17 protein-coding genes are annotated in these 16,249 nt (G+C 69.3%); 8 read left to right on the forward strand and 9 right to left on the reverse strand.

What is annotated here, in order from left to right:
- Window positions 1–10: 10 nt before the first annotated feature.
- Both ACSVDM_RS11605 and ACSVDM_RS11610 read right to left on the reverse strand, forming a co-directional pair.
- Entirely contained in the window at window positions 11–688 is a 678-nt protein-coding gene (locus ACSVDM_RS11605) for a GTP cyclohydrolase II (protein ID WP_439264616.1), read from the reverse strand.
- Between the two features lie 54 nt (window positions 689–742).
- Window positions 743–2,224 (reverse strand): PfkB family carbohydrate kinase, encoded by a 1,482-nt coding sequence (locus tag ACSVDM_RS11610; protein WP_439264618.1) that lies wholly within the window; start codon window positions 2,222–2,224, stop codon window positions 743–745.
- Window positions 2,225–2,438: 214 nt separating this feature from the next.
- On the opposite strand from ACSVDM_RS11610, the gene ACSVDM_RS11615 reads away from it, so the two are divergent.
- Window positions 2,439–2,825: a hypothetical protein gene (locus ACSVDM_RS11615; protein ID WP_439264620.1), complete on the forward strand. Its 387-nt coding sequence runs from the start codon at window positions 2,439–2,441 to the stop codon at window positions 2,823–2,825.
- 3 nt (window positions 2,826–2,828) lie between these two features.
- Here the strand turns inward: ACSVDM_RS11615 and ACSVDM_RS11620 are convergent, their stop codons facing one another.
- From ACSVDM_RS11620 to ACSVDM_RS11630, 3 genes are read right to left on the reverse strand one after another with little or no spacing between them, the layout of a single operon-like run.
- On the reverse strand, window positions 2,829–3,908 hold the full coding sequence (locus ACSVDM_RS11620) for a quinone-dependent dihydroorotate dehydrogenase (protein WP_439264622.1): 1,080 nt from the start codon (window positions 3,906–3,908) through the stop codon (window positions 2,829–2,831).
- Window positions 3,909–3,916: 8 nt separating this feature from the next.
- Window positions 3,917–4,144 carry a DUF5703 family protein gene (locus ACSVDM_RS11625; protein WP_067638350.1) on the reverse strand — a complete coding sequence of 76 codons (228 nt, stop codon included), beginning with the start codon at window positions 4,142–4,144 and terminating at the stop codon, window positions 3,917–3,919.
- Window positions 4,144–5,139: a hypothetical protein gene (locus ACSVDM_RS11630; RefSeq protein ID WP_439264625.1), complete on the reverse strand. Its 996-nt coding sequence runs from the start codon at window positions 5,137–5,139 to the stop codon at window positions 4,144–4,146. The genes ACSVDM_RS11625 and ACSVDM_RS11630 overlap by 1 nt, the downstream gene beginning before the upstream one ends.
- Before the next feature lie 166 nt (window positions 5,140–5,305).
- Here ACSVDM_RS11630 and ACSVDM_RS11635 point away from each other — a divergent pair, with 166 nt between their 5' ends.
- The 4 genes from ACSVDM_RS11635 to ACSVDM_RS11650 all read left to right on the forward strand — a co-directional run bounded on the left by ACSVDM_RS11635 (window position 5,306) and on the right by ACSVDM_RS11650 (window position 9,333).
- On the forward strand, window positions 5,306–5,650 hold the full coding sequence (locus tag ACSVDM_RS11635) for a hypothetical protein (RefSeq protein WP_439264626.1): 345 nt from the start codon (window positions 5,306–5,308) through the stop codon (window positions 5,648–5,650).
- 6 nt (window positions 5,651–5,656) lie between these two features.
- A complete protein-coding gene (locus ACSVDM_RS11640; RefSeq protein WP_225279939.1) occupies window positions 5,657–6,187 on the forward strand; it encodes a hypothetical protein in 531 nt (176 codons plus the stop codon).
- A 58-nt stretch (window positions 6,188–6,245) separates the two neighbouring features.
- On the forward strand, window positions 6,246–8,285 hold the full coding sequence (locus tag ACSVDM_RS11645) for an MMPL family transporter (RefSeq protein WP_439264628.1): 2,040 nt from the start codon (window positions 6,246–6,248) through the stop codon (window positions 8,283–8,285).
- 133 nt (window positions 8,286–8,418) lie between these two features.
- A complete protein-coding gene (locus tag ACSVDM_RS11650; protein ID WP_439264630.1) occupies window positions 8,419–9,333 on the forward strand; it encodes a hypothetical protein in 915 nt (304 codons plus the stop codon).
- Between the two features lie 105 nt (window positions 9,334–9,438).
- Here the strand turns inward: ACSVDM_RS11650 and ACSVDM_RS11655 are convergent, their stop codons facing one another.
- The 4 genes from ACSVDM_RS11655 to ACSVDM_RS11670 all read right to left on the reverse strand — a co-directional run bounded on the left by ACSVDM_RS11655 (window position 9,439) and on the right by ACSVDM_RS11670 (window position 13,697).
- Entirely contained in the window at window positions 9,439–10,356 is a 918-nt protein-coding gene (locus ACSVDM_RS11655; protein ID WP_439264632.1) for a heme ABC transporter ATP-binding protein, read from the reverse strand.
- The gene (locus ACSVDM_RS11660; RefSeq protein WP_439264634.1) at window positions 10,353–11,474 is read right to left on the reverse strand and encodes a FecCD family ABC transporter permease; all 1,122 of its coding nucleotides are present in this window, start codon (window positions 11,472–11,474) and stop codon (window positions 10,353–10,355) included. Before ACSVDM_RS11660 ends, ACSVDM_RS11655 begins: the two co-directional genes overlap by 4 nt.
- 214 nt (window positions 11,475–11,688) lie before the next feature.
- Window positions 11,689–12,702: a heme/hemin ABC transporter substrate-binding protein gene (locus ACSVDM_RS11665; RefSeq protein WP_084456846.1), complete on the reverse strand. Its 1,014-nt coding sequence runs from the start codon at window positions 12,700–12,702 to the stop codon at window positions 11,689–11,691.
- A 17-nt stretch (window positions 12,703–12,719) separates the two neighbouring features.
- A complete protein-coding gene (locus ACSVDM_RS11670) occupies window positions 12,720–13,697 on the reverse strand; it encodes an aldo/keto reductase (protein WP_439264637.1) in 978 nt (325 codons plus the stop codon).
- Window positions 13,698–13,930: 233 nt separating this feature from the next.
- On the opposite strand from ACSVDM_RS11670, the gene ACSVDM_RS11675 reads away from it, so the two are divergent.
- From ACSVDM_RS11675 to ACSVDM_RS11685, 3 genes are read left to right on the forward strand one after another with little or no spacing between them, the layout of a single operon-like run.
- Window positions 13,931–14,860: an undecaprenyl-diphosphate phosphatase gene (locus ACSVDM_RS11675; protein WP_067490393.1), complete on the forward strand. Its 930-nt coding sequence runs from the start codon at window positions 13,931–13,933 to the stop codon at window positions 14,858–14,860.
- A 32-nt stretch (window positions 14,861–14,892) separates the two neighbouring features.
- On the forward strand, window positions 14,893–15,609 hold the full coding sequence (locus tag ACSVDM_RS11680) for a histidine phosphatase family protein (protein ID WP_067490061.1): 717 nt from the start codon (window positions 14,893–14,895) through the stop codon (window positions 15,607–15,609).
- A 52-nt stretch (window positions 15,610–15,661) separates the two neighbouring features.
- Complete coding sequence (locus tag ACSVDM_RS11685; RefSeq protein ID WP_067490390.1) at window positions 15,662–16,249, forward strand: DUF3090 domain-containing protein; 588 nt, start codon at window positions 15,662–15,664, stop codon at window positions 16,247–16,249.

Raw genomic sequence — 16,249 nt, forward strand, 5'->3', positions numbered from 1 at the left:
CCCGGGGCGTTTACCTGCGGCGACCGGGCCACCACCACATCCGGCGGCGGGTGCCGGCGACCAGATCGTCGACGGGGATGGTGTGGTGACGGTGCACGCGTTTGGCCTGCAGATACCGTCTGCCGCGGGCCGAGGAAAGGGTGATCGTCAGCGGTACCGGGTCCACATCGATGCCCGCATCGGTCAGCGCCCGGCACTTGTCGGGGTTGTTGGTCAGCAGGCGTACCCGGCGCAAGCCCAGCTCGGCGAGCGCGTCGGCGGCGGGTGCGAAACGGCGGGTGTCGGCGGGCAGGCCGAGGCGCTCATAAGCCTGGAATGTGTCGGCGCCCGACAATTCGCTTTCCCGGTACCCCCTGGCCTTCCAGATCAGGCCGGCGCCGCGCCCCTCCTGCTCCAGATAGACCAGCACCCCACAACCCTCGGCTTGGATGCGGTCCATCGCGGTGCGCAGTTCGGCGCCGCAGTCGCAGTCGTCGGAGCCCAGGCTTTCGCCGTAGAGGCAGCGTGAATGCAGCCGCACCAGGCACCCGTCGCCGGGATCGCCGAAAACCAGCAGATGTCCGCCGTCGTCGGGGTCGGCGATCTCGACGACCCGAACCGGAAGCTGCCCGCCCGCGCGGCCCAATCGGTGGGCGGTGTCGGACCCGGCGCGTGTGCTCGCGGCACTGCCGAACGACAGGATGGTCAACGATCCTCCGAGGTGGGACGGGGTGCGGTGCGACGCCGCGACTTTACCCCCGGATCAGGCTCGCGGCGCGTACAGGCGCACGATGCGATCGATGTCGTCGACACCGGGCATGGTCACCGCGACCGCGCCCAGCTTCTGGGTCGGAATCATCGCGGCGGTCGCCCAGGTGAAATCGGCTGCGGTGAGCGCGGTTCGGCTGTTCACCAGCCGATGCGCCAGCGCCCCGGTGAACGCCGCCGCCGCACCGACGGAGGCTTTGAGTACCTGCGGGAAGTGATCGATGACGGTGTTCACCGTGTCGGAGGCGACCACGCAGTGGAAGTTCTCGACCGTGCACACGGTGCCGACGCCGAGCCCGCGCAGTAACCGGGCGATGTCGTCGCCGGACTCGGCGGGCACGTCGGGCAGCAGCGCGGCGAGTTCGGCGGCCGTGCCGACCAGGTAGTCGACGGCGCCGAAATGCTGATACAGCCCTTGGGGAACCGGCATCGACGGGGTGGGACACACGATCACGGGCGGTTTGGGTTGCAACTGCGACACCGTGGCCAGCACCTGTTCGATCACCGCCGGGGGCTGCTCGAAACTCAGGATCACCACATCCGAGGACTCGAGGGCGGCCCGTAGTTCGGGGCGGTGCAGATCCTCGTCCTGCAACTGCACGCGGGTGTCGCGGCAGCCGATCATCCGCGATTCGCCGTTGGGAGCCAGCACGACGGCGGTCACCAGCGACGGCGCGAACAGGACCACCTTCACCAGATCCAGGTGCACGCGCTCGGTTTCGAGGAACTCACGGATGCGGCGGCCGTACTCGTCGTCGCCGACCGCGCACACCAGGTGCACGTCGATGCCGAGCCGGGCCGCCGCCACCGCCCGGTTGAGGCCTTTGCCGCCGGGATGGCCGGTGAAGCTGCCGCTGGCCGCGCTGGTGGCGGTGGGAAAGTCGTCCACCCGGTACAGGTGATCGATCACCGCGTCACCGAACACCGTCACCACCCCGCGCTGGGCGGGCGGCGGCGCGGTCGGCGCGGGCGCGGCGGGCTGAGCCATCGGATAGCCCGAGTCGGCGGCGAGCAGCCCGGCCAAGGCAGTGAACGCGGCGTGTTCGGCGACGGTGCGCAGACGTTTGACGGTGGGAGTCTCGGGGATCGGGTCGACATCGAGCAGGGTGTGCAACGCGACCCACTGTTCGGTCAAGGCCTCTCGACGTTCGCCGAGGTTGTCCGCATACAGGCGATCGACATCGACACCGACGCCCGGCCGGTCCCGCCACAACCCCAGACACAGGGCGGCATCGACGATGAGCCGATCGGTAGGGGCGAGCCACTGGGCGACCTCGCGCACCACCGGCAGGATCGCGGCTTCGACACTGTCACCGGTGCGCCTGGCGTGCCTGCGCACCGACAGCAGCTCGAGCAGCGGCGCGGCATCGATTTCGGTGTGGCGCAAGCGTTCCGCGCTCAGGCCGGAGTACTTGCCGAGGCGCATGAGGATGCTGCGGATAGCGGCGACTCGGGCGTCCTGGGGAACCATCGACATGTCTGCCTCCCATCACCTGACGACCCGCGACCACGCGGTCGCCGGACTGCGATCGCCACAATGCCGGGTTTGCCACGCCCGGTTTGCGGCAATTACCTCTCTACAATGGCAATTGACCCGGACAAAAGGCAAATGCCACACTGGGTTACGGGGGAGCGCCCGCCCCGCCGGACACCGGACAGGTGAAGCGCCCGCCGGGGAAGGCAGGTCCGCGATGATTTTCCGCACCGACGACACCATGCGCAGCGACCGCACACCGGAATACGCCGAACGCGTCGGCCCCGATTCCTGGACCCTGAGCTGGTTGCCCGGCTATCTGCTCACCACGGAACAGGCTCGCGCGGGCATGGAACTGGACGAACTCGTCAGCGATCTCGGCATGGCCTACGACCGCATCGCCCACGCCGAGATCAGCGCCCGCGCCGACATCCTCGGCATGATGTGGCAGCAGGCGCTGATCAAACTGGCCAAACGACTCGACGCACGCGCCGGTCGCGAACCCGCGGGCGAATCGTTCCACGATCCGCCCGACCGCCGGGTCGGGTGGGGGCCGCCGAAACTGCCGCACGGCGACCGTGCGCGGAATGTGTACTACGGGTGAGGTTCAGGCCTTCGCGGTGCGGTGTTCGGCGCCGACGGCTTGGGCCAGCGAGGTGAAACCGCCCGCGCGCAGGTTGGCGGCGATGCCGCGATGGATGCGGGTGGTCCAGAAGGGGCCGCCGTAGATGAAACCGGTGTAGCCCTGCAGCAGGGTGGCACCGGCGAGGATGCGCTCCCAGGCCTGCTCGGGGGTTTCGATACCGCCCACCGAGATCAGGACGAGCTTGTCGCCCACGCGGGCGTAGAGGCGGCGCAGGACCTGCAGGGAACGCTCGGCCACCGGGGCACCGGACAGCCCGCCCGCGCCCATCGCCTCGACCTCGGCGGCGGGAGTCTTCAGGCCGTCGCGGCGGATGGTGGTGTTGGTGGCGACGATGCCGGCCAGACCCAGCTCGACGGCGAGGTCGGCGACGGCGTCGATGTCGTCGTCGGACAGGTCGGGGGCGATCTTCACCAGCACCGGCACCGACACCACCTCGAGCACGGCCGCCAGGATCGGGCGCAACGATTCGACCGCCTGCAGATCGCGCAGGCCGGGGGTGTTGGGGGAGGACACGTTGACCACGACGAAGTCGGCCAGCGGACCGAGCAGGCGCGCGCTGGTGGCGTAATCGGCCGCGGCCGCATCGGGTTCGACGACCTTGGTCTTACCGATGTTCGCGCCGATCGGCACCGTGGGGTGCGCGCCGTGCAGGCGGGCGGCCGCGGCGGCCGCGCCGTGATTGTTGAAACCCATGCGGTTGATGAGGCCGCGATCGGCCGACACCCGGAACAGGCGCGGCGCCGGATTACCGGGCTGGGCCCGGGCGGTGACGGTGCCGATCTCGGCGAACCCGAAACCGAGCGAGCCCCACGTGTTCGCGCCGTCGGCGTTCTTGTCGAAACCGGCGGCCAGCCCGAGCGGGGCGGGGAAATCGACACCGAACGCGGTAGTCGCCAGGATCGGGTCCTCGACGACAGTGAGCTTGCGCGCCAGCCAGCGCGTGGGCGGGAACCAGGTCGCGAACCGCAAGGCCGCGAACACCAGGTGGTGCACCCGCTCCGGCGGGATCAGGAACATCAAACGTAATAGCAGGGCGTACATGGGTCGGCTCACAATCCGGGTTCGGGCACAGGGAGGACGGCGGTCTTGCGGCGGCGCAACAACACCCGGCGGCTGCCGTCGGTGTAGGCGCGCACCCGCGACAGTTCCCAGCCACCGAATTCGGCCTGGATGGCCAACCGCATGGAGGCGGAGACCCGGGTGACCTCCGGTGGCAGGCGAAGCGGCACGTATTCGTAGTCGTCGTTGCTGGTTTCCCAGCTCGGGGGAGTCGCCATCACAGCCCTCTCTTCCGCTGTCCGGCCCCGATCCGCTGCAGACCCTCGCCCGCGGCCGAGGCGACGAACAGGTCGCCGGTGCGTTCGTCGACGGTGATCGCGTCGGGCTGACGCACGGTGGTCAAGCGGTCGACCTCGACACCGATGCCGGTCGACAGGTCGTACCCGACGACCTCGTTGCTCTCTGTGCACGACACCCAGACCGTGTCCGAGCGCGGATCGTAGGCCAGGGCGTAAGGCGCCGATGCTACCGGGAACCGCTGGCGCAGCACGAGCGGACCGGCCGAGTAGACGAGCAGTTCACCGCCGTCGGTGTCGGCGACGAGGATGCGGCCGTGCGGGTCGGCCAGGGCATTGGTCGCACCGTCGCCCGCGCGCAGCATCAGGCCGAGCGCGTCGGTGCCGACGCCGACGACGGCGGTCTGTTTGCGGTCGAGGACGGTGATGTCGTCGCCGGTGACCGCGAGCGCGTCGGCCGAGACCAGACCGGTGACGGTGCGGGTGACCACGCCGGTGGGGTCGAGGACGCGGACGGTGCCGTCGGCGGTGCCGACGACCAGGCTCGCATCGGGCCGGATCTGCACACTGCGCACGTCACCCTCGACGGGCAGTTCGGTGATCGCGCCCGAATCGGCACGAACCCGCAGCACCCGGCGGTCGGCGGCGACGAGCACCTCTCCGGCCGTCCCCTGCGCCAGTGCGGTGCCCGCGAGGGGCAGGGTGACCCGCTGGGTACCCGCCGAGTCGATCAGGGCGAGCGTCGTGCCCGCGGTGTCGAGCGCGGCGAGCCGACCGGTCGCCCGTTCGGCCAGTAGCGCTTTCGTTGCCGACAGCGGCGTGACACTCCCGGCCGGGACACCCGCCACGACGGGCGAGACCGCGGCGGTCGCCGGTTCCCGGGTCGGCACAGAGGGACCGCTGTCCTCACCCGCGCAACCGGTGGCCACCACAAGTGCCGCCAGCAACGTCGAGGCGACCGAGCCACGAAGGCGCATGCACCGAACTCCTTCAATTCCGCACGAGATGACCGCAGATCACCATCTGACCATGATGACTCACCAGTAGCTCCGACCGGGTGGCCCGCGCCGCGCCGTCGGTGACGCGCGTTACTGTTGACGTGTCGACAACTGATCGCCCCTCGCAGCGGCAGGAGAACACACGATGACCGAGCCCACCTCGTCGGGTTTCGGTATCGATGACCTCTCACTCGGCCCGTTCGCCCACGGTTTCGGCACCACCGACGACGGGCGGCCCTTCGCCTTCCGCACCCGGCGCGCCACCCTCACCGTCCAGATATACCGTCCCGACCTGGGCGAAACCGTGCCCGGCTCGGCCGATGTGGTGGCCCAGGCGGGCGCGCAGGTCACCGATATCGACCTCGACGACGAGCGAAGCGTCGTCGCGTTCGTGCGCGACCTGATCGAGCACGCGCAACCTGTGCATCGACCCGAAACCAGTGTTCGCGGCATCCTCGGCCGGATCGGTGCCGTCATTGATGGTATGTAGATGGTGATGTCTTCCACACTTTTCGCCAGGGCCGCTGCGGCCACCGCCTGCCTCACGGCCCTCGCCGTCCTCACCGCCTGCGGTGGGACCGACGAGGCCTCGGTCGACGCCGCACGGTCCTCGGCCAACGCCTCCCTGTCCTCCTCGGTCGCGATCTCGTCGAGCAAGGCCAATGTGCCGCTGCCGACCGCCGCCGAACTCGACGCGCAGATCAAACGCGCGCTCGACCCCAACCTGCCCGACGACGAACGCACCGCTCTCATCGAGGACGGTGCCGCGTTCAAGGACGCGATCCCCGACATGTACAAGGCGCTGCGCGACAACCCGCACGCCGTGTACGGGGTCGTGGACCCGGTGTTCGACAACCGCGACGGCACGCTCACCGCGACCATGCGCCTGGACAAGGACGGGTCGGGCACCAATGTCCGCACCACCATCGTGCATTTCGTGCTGATCGACGGGAAGTGGAAGATCTCGCGCACCGACCTGTGCGGCATCCTGCGCTCGGCCGACTACCGCACCGCCGCCTGCGGCTGAGATGCGGGAATCGCGGTCGATGCGGTGGGGGCGTTTCGTCCACCGGCATCGTTTTCTCGTGCTCGGGTTGTTCGTCCTCGCGGTGGCGATCTCCGGGTGGTACGGCCGTGACCTGACCGGCCGCTACACCCAGGAGGGCTGGTTCGACGAGGACAGCCAGTCGGTCGCCGCGTCGAAACTGGCCGACGACACCTTCGGGCGCGACACCGACGGCGACCTCATCGTCATCTACACCGCCCCGGCAGGCGCCACCGTCGACGATCCGGCGGTGCGCGGCCCGGTCCTGGCCGCCCTCAACGGTTTACGTGCCGAGCACGGCGAGCGTATCCACAAGATCGACAGCTACTGGGACAGCCCGTTCTCGGCGAACGCCTCCGACCCGACCAAACAGCACGCCTTCGCCAGCATCGGGCTGGCCGGTGGCGGCGGCACGGCAACGGTCAACAACTACCTGGCACTCAAACCGCACCTGAACGCCGGAGTGCCCGGCGGCGGGCCCGGTGGGACGACGGTGCAGTTGGCCGGGTTGCAGCCGGTGGTCGAGGGCATCAACATCGGAATGCAGCACGACATCCGGCGCGCGGAGATCATCGCGCTGCCGATCGTGGCGATCCTGCTGTACTTCGTGTTCGGCGGGGTGATCGGTGCGTTGCTTCCGGTGCTGATCGGTGGGCTCACCATCCTCGGCACCTCGGGGATCCTGCGGGTACTCACCGACCACATCGAGGTCAACGTGTTCGCCAGTGCCGTGATGACGCTGGTCAGTCTCGGATTGGCGATCGACTACGGGCTGTTCACGGTGACCAGGTTCCGGGAGGAGTTGGCTGCCGGGCGCAGCGTGGAGGAAGCGACCGCGCGAACGGTGGCGACCGCCGGGCGCACGGTGCAGTTCTCGGCGGGCATCATCGCGCTCAGTCTCGGCGCCTTGTTCATCTTCCCCAACGGGGTGTTGCGCTCGGTGCCCTACGGTGGCATCTCGGCGGTCATGCTGGCGGCGGTGCTGTCGGTGACCGCGCTTCCCGCCGCGTTGAGTATCGCCGGGCGGCGCATCGACTGGCTGGGCTGGAAACGGTTCTCCCGCACCAAGACCGAAACCCAGATCGACGCCGGGTTCTTCTCACGGCTGGCGATCTGGGCGATGCGCAGGCCGTGGGCGGTGGTGATCCCGATCGTGCTGGGGTTGCTGGCGTTGAGTATTCCCTTGCGCCACATCGAGTTCGGCGGGATCAGCGAGAAGTACCTGGCCGCCGACAACCCCGCCCGGGTGGCGCAGGAGGATTTCGACCGGCTGTTCCCGGGGTTCCGCACCGAACCGCTGAAACTGGTGGTGGTCGGCGCCTCCCCGCAGCAACTGAGCGACATCCGGTTCGAGGCCAACCAGGTCCCGGGTCTGACCGGGCGGTTCGAACCGGCCGCGCCGACGAAGAACGATGTGAACGTGCTCTCGGCCGGGCTCGGGGACAAACGCGACGCCGACCGGGTGATCGACACCTTGCGCGCACTGCCCGCACCACCGGGCGTCGAGATCATGGTCGCCGGCATTCCGGCACTGGAACGCGACAGCATCAACGGGTTGATCGACGGGCTGCCACTACTGCTGGCGATTCTCGTCGCCGCCGCCCTGGCCTTGATGATCGTGGCGTTCCGGTCGGTGATCCTCGCCGTGAAGGCCGTGGCGATGAGCGCACTCAGTCTGGTGTCCACATTGGGTGTGCTGACCTGGATCTTCGTGGAAGGGCACGGGGCCGGGGTCTTCCAGTTCACGCCCGGTCCGTTGATGTTCGCGGTGGTCGCGTTGATCGTGACGGTCATCTTCGGGTTGTCCACCGACTACGAGGTGTTCCTGCTCTCACGCATCGCGGAGAAACGCGCCTCCGGTGCCGACGCCACCGAATCGATCCGCTACGGCGTCGCCCACACCGGTGGGGTCATCACCTCCGCCGCCGCCATCCTCATCGTGGTGACCGGTGCGTTCGGGTTCTCCGATCTGGTGCTGATGAAGTACATCGCCTACGGGATGATCGTGGCGCTGATCATCGACGCCACGATCATCCGCATGGTGCTCACCCCCGCGCTGCTGAAGATCATCTGGCGGTGAGGGAGAACCCGGCGGTGGGCCCCGGCGCGGAGGGTGCGGTCGACCACGGGGTCATCATGTGGATCGGCCCGTGTGAAAGGCCGTGTCGGCCAACGTAGTTCTGTCACAATGAGGTATGGGCCGCACGGTACACGTGAGCACACTGGCGAACCTGGTCGAGAACCGGCGCCTCGATGTGATCGGCCGACTGATCCGAGACCATGACTATCTCGCGTGCGTGAGCGATCCAGGTTTCCGATCGGATGCGTACCCGGACGCCGCGGTCTCCGAGAGCGACTACGACCGGTGGCGTTCGGCGACCGATGACCTGCTCGGTGCGATCCGCGAATTACAGGCCCGCGCACGGGAAGTGGGTGCGCACCTCGAGCTGCCACTCAGTGGTACCCTGTTGTGGTCGCTGCGGTACGCGAGAAGAAACCGGCGGCTGCGCGCGAACTACGACACGCACGCGGCCGAACTGCGCGCCGAGTTCCACCGGGTGATCGCGGAGTACCAGCAACGTACCGGCGACCTGACCGAATTCCTGGAGGAAGAGCACCGACGCAAACGGCAACGCATCGAAGAGGAACAGCGGCGGCGCGAGGAAGAACGAGAGCGCGAGCGAGAGCGCATCCGTTCGCGTCGTGCCGCGGCGCTGGACGCGGCCACCGGGGCACAGTGGGCCTACGAGATCACCGACTACTCCAATGCGCGCACCTTCTGGATCTACCTGTCCACTCTGGACGCCATTCTCGGGGCGGAGGGCGAACTGACCGTGACCGAAGTTCAGGAAGCCTTGCGTGCCGAGCGCGAACACCACCCGTACACGCGGGTGGCGTGGGGTAACGAAACCGGACGGGCACTGACGGACAGGTATTCGAGTGAGGCCGAAGGCTGGCAGGCGCTGACCGGCGAGCTGATCGATCCGCACCCACACGATCCAACCAGGCCACGACGGTCCGGGAAGTATTACGGCCCCTCCAGCAACTATGGGGGCGACGGAGGTGGTGGGTACTCCGGCTGCTCCGGTGGTGGCTACTCCGGTGGATTCGGCGGCGGTTTCCGGTAGGACCAGCCCCCGCCGGTTACACCTGTCGGCTGCGGTAGCGGGTGCGGACCGCTGCGGAGCTCGGTTACGGCAGGCGCCTTCGTCGCAGGATGGTGCGTGGGTGGTTCAGGGGCGGGTGCGGTCGGGGAGGACCAGTTGCAGGCCGGTGACGGGGTGGTCGAAGACGTCGACCGGGTGTCGGTAGATCTTGGTCAGCAGGTCGCGGGTGAGGACTTCGCGGGGTGGGCCGTCGGCGGCGACCCGGCCCTCGTCGAGGACGGTGACGCGGTCGGCGTAGGCGGCGGCTACCCCGAGGTCGTGCACGACGACGACCACTGCCGCGCCCTCGGCGGCGCGGTCGGCGGCGAGCCGCAGTACCGCTTCCTGGTGGCCGATGTCGAGGGCGGCGGTGGGTTCGTCCAGGAGCAGGGTTGCGGTGTCCTGGGCGAGGACCCGGGCCAGGGCGACGCGGGCGCGTTCACCGCCGGACAGGGCGGGAAAGGTGCGGGCGGCGAGGTGGGTGACGTCGGTGGCGGCCAGGGCGGCGGCGATCAGTTCGTCGTCGCGGTCGGCGGCGGGGGTGTGCAGCCACGGTGCGCGACCCATGGCGACGACCTCGCGGGCCGTGAACGGGAAGCCGACGGTGTGCGATTGCGGCAGTACCGCGCGGCGGCGGGCCATGTCGGCGTGGGTCCAGTGCGAGAGGGCGTGGCCTTCGAGTTTCACCGTGCCGGAGGTGGGCTCCAGCTCACCGGCCAGGGCGGCGAGCAGGCTCGACTTGCCCGCGCCGTTGGGTCCGACCAGCGCGACGATCTCACCGGCCGCCACCTGGAAGTCGACGTCCTCCAAAACGGTGCGCTCACCACGGCGCACGGTGAGATCCGTCGCCCGCAGCGTGACGGTGCCCGGTTCCGGGCGCGCGGGGACATCGGGAGTGCGGGCGAACAGCGACCGCCACGACGTCGCCTTCCGCCGCTGAACCGGGGTACTCGCGGCCGTTCGGTCGAGTACCGGGCGGGAAGAGGACCGGCTCGGTGTGCTCATCCCCAACCTCCGGCCTTGGCCCTGGTGCGGCGCAGCAGCCAGAAGAAGAACGGGCCGCCGATCAGTGAGGTCAGCATGCCGAGGGGCAGGTCGGCATTGCGGACCAGGGTGCGGGCGGCGACGTCGGCACCGAGCAACACCACCGCCCCGACGACGGCGCTGAGCGGCACGAGCACCCGGTGCCCCGGGCCGACGAGCATTCGCACCACATGCGGCACGATCAAGCCGACGAACAGGATGATGCCGCTGAACGCCACACCCGCGGCGGTGAGCACGGCGACCACCACGATCACCTGCCTGCGCAGCCGCTCCACGTCGACACCGAGGTGACGGGCCGCGGAATCACCCAACGCCAGCAGATCCAGGCGCGGCGCGATGAGCACGGCGGCCAGGATCCCGCTCGCGGCGAGGGTGGCGACAACGGCGACCGACGGCCAGGTGGCGCCGTTGAGACTGCCCAGCTGCCAGAACACGATCTGATCGCGGGCGGCGGGGGTGGCGATGAACAGCAGCAGCGCGATGAGACCACCGGCGAACGCGTTGATCGCCACACCGGTGAGGATCAACGTCACCACCTCGGTGCGCCCACCCGAACGCGACAGCACATAGACCAGCGCCGTCGTGACGAGCCCGGCGACGAACGCGGCCGCCGCGATCGACCAGGCGGCGACGAACGCGCCACCGATCACGATCACCGTGCCCGCACCGACCGCCGCACCGGCGGACACCCCGATCACGCCCGGTTCGGCCAGGGGGTTGGCGAACACGCCCTGCAACAATGCACCCGCTGTCGCGAGGACCGCCCCGACCAGGATGGCCAGCACCACGCGGGGGAAACGCACCTCCCACAGCGTCACCTCGCCGGCCGGGTGCGCGGGCATCGGCCCGAAATCCAGTCCGATCCGGTGCGCGACGCTGCCGACCACCTCCGCGGCGGTGGTCGGCACCTGTCCGAGCACCGCCGATACGACTGCCAGGATCACCAGCGCGGCCAGTGCGACCACGAACACCGCCGTCACCCGGGTAGCGCGGTGCCGTGGACGCGGCAGCGGGTCAGGCGTCGCATCGGTGATCTGCGCCGGATCGGCGGACTTGATCAGCTCCGGGGCATCACTCATGCGACGTCTCGGTGCTCGGCGGGGGAAGGCTCAGTCGTCATCGGGCGACGACGCCGACCCGGCTGTCGAGTGCGAGAGCTATCGCTACCGCCCGGCGCTTCGCGGGTAACCGGCGCCAGACGTTCGAACTCCGGGCATCGCCGGCTGCTCCGAACGACCGGGTCGACCGGCTGGAAGACACGCGCCCGGCAGGTCACTGCTGCTGCTCGCGGGGTCATGACGTCTTCCCGTAGATGGCGTCGGACAATGCCGAGATCACCCGGCCGGTGTTGGGGCCGAAGCTCAGCACCACCGCGTCGGACATGTCGACCACGCGCCGATCACGCCCGGCAGGCGTCTGGGCGATGCCGGGGACCTTCACCAATCCGTCGACACCGCCCACCGACTTCAGACCGTCCGTCATCACCAGCAGCACATCGGGCGACGCGGCGATCATCGCCTCACTGGTGATCGCGGTGAACGGTTCGCTCAGCCCGGCCGAGGTCCCCGCGTCGACTCCGCCCACCGCGGTGATCAGCGAATCGGCACCGGAACCCGGGCCGGCCATCATCGTGATCGCGGCGCTGCGCAGGTACAGGAACGCGATCTTGGGTTTCGGGTCGGCGGAGGGCACGCGGGCGGTGGCGGCGGCGATCTCGTCGCTGGTGCGCTGACCGAGCGCGCGCCCCGCGTCGGGAACCCCGAGCGCGGTCGCGACGGCCTCGATCTGCGGGACGACACCGTCCATGCTGCGGTCGGGGTCGAAGTACACGACCGTCACACCGGCGGCGCGCAGCTGGTCGCGCACGGCGGGCGCGGCGCTGGTGGTGTCGGTGAGGAACACCGACGGGCGAAGGGCGAGCACCGCTTCGACGCTGAGGCTGCCGTTGCCGCCCGCCACATTCGGCACGTCGGCGACGGCGGGGAACGAGGCGGAGGTGCTTCGCCCGACGAGGTTGTCACCGAGACCGAGCGCCCACACAGTCTGGGCGAGCGTGCCGTACCGGTCGACGGCGATGATGCGCGAGGCGTCGGTGACCGTCACCTCGGTGCCGTCGAACGACCGCGCGGTCGCGGGCATCTTCGGCGTAGGTGCGGGCCCGATCGGGACAGGATCGAGATCGGCGAACTGGGCGGTCACCGGCCCACGGGTTTGTGCGGTCGATGCAGGATTGCTTCCGGTGCAGGCGACGGCGCCGGTCAGGACCGTCGCCGCCAGCATCGCCGTCAGCACACCACGCAGTTTCATGCAGGTAAGGCTAGCCATCATTCCGAACGGGCGCTCACATCGTCGAGGGCGGCCGCGATCGCCCGCGGCAATTCCAGGGTCTCGGCGGCCAGCACCCCCGTGAGCTGACCGATATCGCGCGCACCGACGATCATGCTCGCGATACCCGGCCGGTCCCGGATCCAGGCCAGCGCCACCGCCAGCGGCGAAGTCCCGAGCCCGTCGGCGGCGGTGACCAGCGCATCGACCACCCGGGTCGCGCGGTCGTCGTCGAGGCGGCGGCGGATCTCGGCGGCCGTCGACTCGTCGGCGCCGCGCGAATCGGCGGGCACACCGTCGCTGTATTTGCCGGTGAGGATGCCACCGGCCAGCGGCGCCGAGGCGATGATCCCCACCCCGTGATGGCGTGCGGCCGGAATCACATCGTTCTCGGGGGCGCGCGCCAGCAGCGAATACGGTGTCTGCGCGGCCGTGACCGGGCCGATCGCGGCCAAGCTCGCGAGCTGCCAGGCGCTGAGGCCACGTACACCCGCGTACCTGGCCCGTCCGGTGGCGATCACCGTCTCGAGGGTGGCCGCGACCTCCTCGAGAGGTGTGTAGGGATCCCAGACCGCGATGCTGAAGATGTCGAGATGGTCGGTGCCGAGGTCGGCGAGTGTGCGGTCGAGCTGACGGAGCAGGGTGCGCCGGGAGGCGTCGACGACCGGGCCGACCGCGGCAGGCGCGGGAACCGTGTCGCCCACTCCCGCGCCCGGCTTGTGGGTCACCACACCCGCGCACCCGCTGAGCACCACGTCCTCACGCGAGACCACTTCACCGAGCAACCCGGCCAGGATCTGATGTGCGGCGCCGTCACCGTAGACGGGGGAGAGGTCGATCAGTGTCCCCCCGGCATCGGCGAAAGCCGCCAGCTGCACCGAGGCCTCCTCGGCATCGGTATGGGTGCCCCAGGTGTGGGTCGCCAACCCGATCCGCGACACCCGCAGTCCGCTTCGTCCCACCGTTCGCTGTTCCATCACCGCGCCCGTGCTTTCGTCACGGCGCCCAGCCTAATGCGCGGCGTGGCCGTCACCGCCGCGCCGACCCGGTGCGAGTCGGGTTCACCGGTGGGCCGACGACACCGATCCGGCCCGACGGGTAGGGTCGCTGCGGGATCGCGGGCCCGCACGGCCGGGCGAGCAAGCAAAAGCCCAGGAGGACGCGATCTTTCGGGCGCGAGAAGTGGTAGGAGGATGTGGTGGGCGAGTCGATGACCTGGTTCCAGGCATTGGTACTCGGACTGGTGCAGGGGCTCACGGAGTTCCTGCCGATCTCCTCCTCCGGACACCTGCGCATCGTCTCGGGTGTGTTCTTCGGCGACGACGCGGGCGCGTCGTTCACCGCCGTCACCCAGCTCGGCACCGAGGCCGCGGTCCTGGTGTACTTCGCCAAGGACATCTGGCGCATCCTCATCGCCTGGTTCACCACCCTCGGCATGCGATGGCGCGAACGCTCGCAGCGTGAGGTGGCCGTCGGTGACCGGGTGACGACCAAACTGCCGGTGATGGACCGCAGCGCCCGCGAAGCCCACGAACGCGACACCCAGCGCGAGCTGGACTACCGCATCGGCTGGTACGTCATCATCGCGACCATCCCGATCGGTGTACTCGGCTACCTGTTCAAGGACGAGATCCGCACCGGGGCACGCAACCTGTGGCTGGTGTCGTTCATGCTGGTGGCGTTCGCGCTGGTGATCGCCGCCGGTGAGTACTACGGCAAGAAGGCCCGCCCGATCGAACAGCTCACCACCCGCGACGGCATCATCATGGGCCTGGCCCAGTGCCTTGCCCTGATCCCGGGTGTGTCGCGTTCCGGCGCCACCTCGACCGCGGGCCTGTTCCTCGGCCTGAAACGGGAAGCGGCGGTGCGGTTCTCTTTCCTGCTCGCCATTCCCGCCGTCACCGCCTCGGGCCTGTTCAGCCTGCCCGACGCCTTCGAACCGGCCGGTGAGGGACTCAACGCCAGCGGCCCACAACTGCTGGTCGCGACCGTCCTCGCCTTCGTCGTCGGCTATGCCTCGGTGGCGTGGCTGCTCAAGTTCGTCGGCAAGCATTCCTTCTACTGGTTCGTCGGCTACCGGATCATCCTCGGCCTCACGGTGATGGGCCTGCTCGCCGCGGGTGTCGTCTCCGCCACCTGAGCCCGCGGCCCGCTGATGGTTAGGCTGGTCCCATGACGGTGATCCTGCTCCGGCACGGAGTGTCCACCTCCAACACCGCGCGCACCCTCGCTGGGCGCGCACCCGGTGTGGAGCTCACCGAGCGTGGTACCGAACAGGCCGCCGCGGTCGCCGACCGGCTCGCCACCCTGCCGATCGAACACATCGCCAGCTCACCGCTGCTGCGCTGTCAGCGCACCGTCGCCCCGCTGGCCGACAAACTGGGTCTCGAACCCGAGCACGACGAACGGCTCATCGAGGTCGACTACGGCGAGTGGACCGGCCGCCCGATCGCCGAGCTGCTCACCGAACCGCTGTGGAAAGTGGTGCAGGGGCACGCTTCCGGTGCCGTGTTCCCCGGTGGCGAAGGTCTGGCCCAGGTGCAGCAGCGGGCGGTGGCCGCGATCCGCGACACCGAACGCCGCCTCGCCGACAAGGCCGGTCGCGATGTGCTGTGGGTGGCGTGCGCGCACGGTGATGTCATCAAGTCGATCCTGGCCGACGCGCTCGGCCTGCATCTGGACAGTTTCCAGCGGATCGCGGTGGAACCGGCCTCGATCAGCGTCGTCCGGTACAGCCCGCACGGGCCGTCGGTGTGGAAGTTCAACGACACCGGCGCCGACCTGTCGGCCCTGTCCGCGGGTACACCACCGCCACCGCTGCCCGGCGGAGAAGTACCCGGGACAGCGAGTGCGGATAATGGGAATGTGAGACACCGCGATTCTCCTTGAACCAGGAGGTTGTTCGTGAGTGTCGTTGAGGGTCACGTATCAGGAGGTGCATGTGTCACGCGCAATCCATGTATTCCGCACCCCCGATCGTTTCGTCGCCGGGACCGTGGGCGAGCCGGGCGATCGTTCGTTCTACCTGCAGGCCGTGCAGGAACCGCGCGTGGTCAGCGTGCTGCTGGAGAAGCAGCAGGTGAAGGTGCTCGCCGACCGGATGGGGTTGCTGCTCGACGAGGTGGCGCGCCGGTTCGGGGCCGAGGTGCCGCCCGAAGGTGAGGACGTCACCGATGTGGCGCCGCTGATGACTCCCATCGACACCGAATTCCGGGTCGGCACCATGGGTCTGGGCTGGGACGCCGACGCGAACGCCGTGGTGGTGGAACTGCTGGCGATCACCGAGACCGAGGTCGACGAATCGGTGGTGCTCGACGACACCGACGAAGGCCCCGACGCGGTGCGCGTGTTCCTCACCCCGATGCAGGCTCGTGAGTTCGCGTTGCGTTCCACCCGGGTGATCGCGGCCGGGCGCCCACCGTGCCCGCTGTGCGGGGAACCGCTGTCGGCGCGCGGGCACATGTGTGTGCGCACCAACGGGTACAAGCGCGGCGAGATCTTCGGTGCGGCCGAACTCGACGAGGAGTGA

This window comes from Nocardia sp. JW2, from assembly GCF_051843015.1.
GTDB lineage: Bacteria > Actinomycetota > Actinomycetes > Mycobacteriales > Mycobacteriaceae > Nocardia > Nocardia coubleae.

What these genes read in the sequence shown, in the direction of transcription:
- ACSVDM_RS11615 (WP_439264620.1), top strand. Translation starts at nt 2,439, where the DNA reads ATGATTTTCCGCACCGACGACACCATGCGCAGCGACCGCACACCGGAA.
- ACSVDM_RS11680 (WP_067490061.1), top strand. Translation starts at nt 14,893, where the DNA reads ATGACGGTGATCCTGCTCCGGCACGGAGTGTCCACCTCCAACACCGCG.
- ACSVDM_RS11630 (WP_439264625.1), bottom strand. Translation starts at nt 5,139, where the DNA reads ATGCGCCTTCGTGGCTCGGTCGCCTCGACGTTGCTGGCGGCACTTGTG.
- ACSVDM_RS11610 (WP_439264618.1), bottom strand. Translation starts at nt 2,224, where the DNA reads ATGTCGATGGTTCCCCAGGACGCCCGAGTCGCCGCTATCCGCAGCATC.
- ACSVDM_RS11635 (WP_439264626.1), top strand. Translation starts at nt 5,306, where the DNA reads ATGACCGAGCCCACCTCGTCGGGTTTCGGTATCGATGACCTCTCACTC.
- ACSVDM_RS11655 (WP_439264632.1), bottom strand. Translation starts at nt 10,356, where the DNA reads ATGAGCACACCGAGCCGGTCCTCTTCCCGCCCGGTACTCGACCGAACG.
- ACSVDM_RS11675 (WP_067490393.1), top strand. Translation starts at nt 13,931, where the DNA reads ATGACCTGGTTCCAGGCATTGGTACTCGGACTGGTGCAGGGGCTCACG.
- ACSVDM_RS11640 (WP_225279939.1), top strand. Translation starts at nt 5,657, where the DNA reads ATGTCTTCCACACTTTTCGCCAGGGCCGCTGCGGCCACCGCCTGCCTC.
- ACSVDM_RS11665 (WP_084456846.1), bottom strand. Translation starts at nt 12,702, where the DNA reads ATGAAACTGCGTGGTGTGCTGACGGCGATGCTGGCGGCGACGGTCCTG.
- ACSVDM_RS11670 (WP_439264637.1), bottom strand. Translation starts at nt 13,697, where the DNA reads ATGGAACAGCGAACGGTGGGACGAAGCGGACTGCGGGTGTCGCGGATC.
- ACSVDM_RS11660 (WP_439264634.1), bottom strand. Translation starts at nt 11,474, where the DNA reads ATGAGTGATGCCCCGGAGCTGATCAAGTCCGCCGATCCGGCGCAGATC.
- ACSVDM_RS11620 (WP_439264622.1), bottom strand. Translation starts at nt 3,908, where the DNA reads ATGTACGCCCTGCTATTACGTTTGATGTTCCTGATCCCGCCGGAGCGG.
- ACSVDM_RS11625 (WP_067638350.1), bottom strand. Translation starts at nt 4,144, where the DNA reads ATGGCGACTCCCCCGAGCTGGGAAACCAGCAACGACGACTACGAATAC.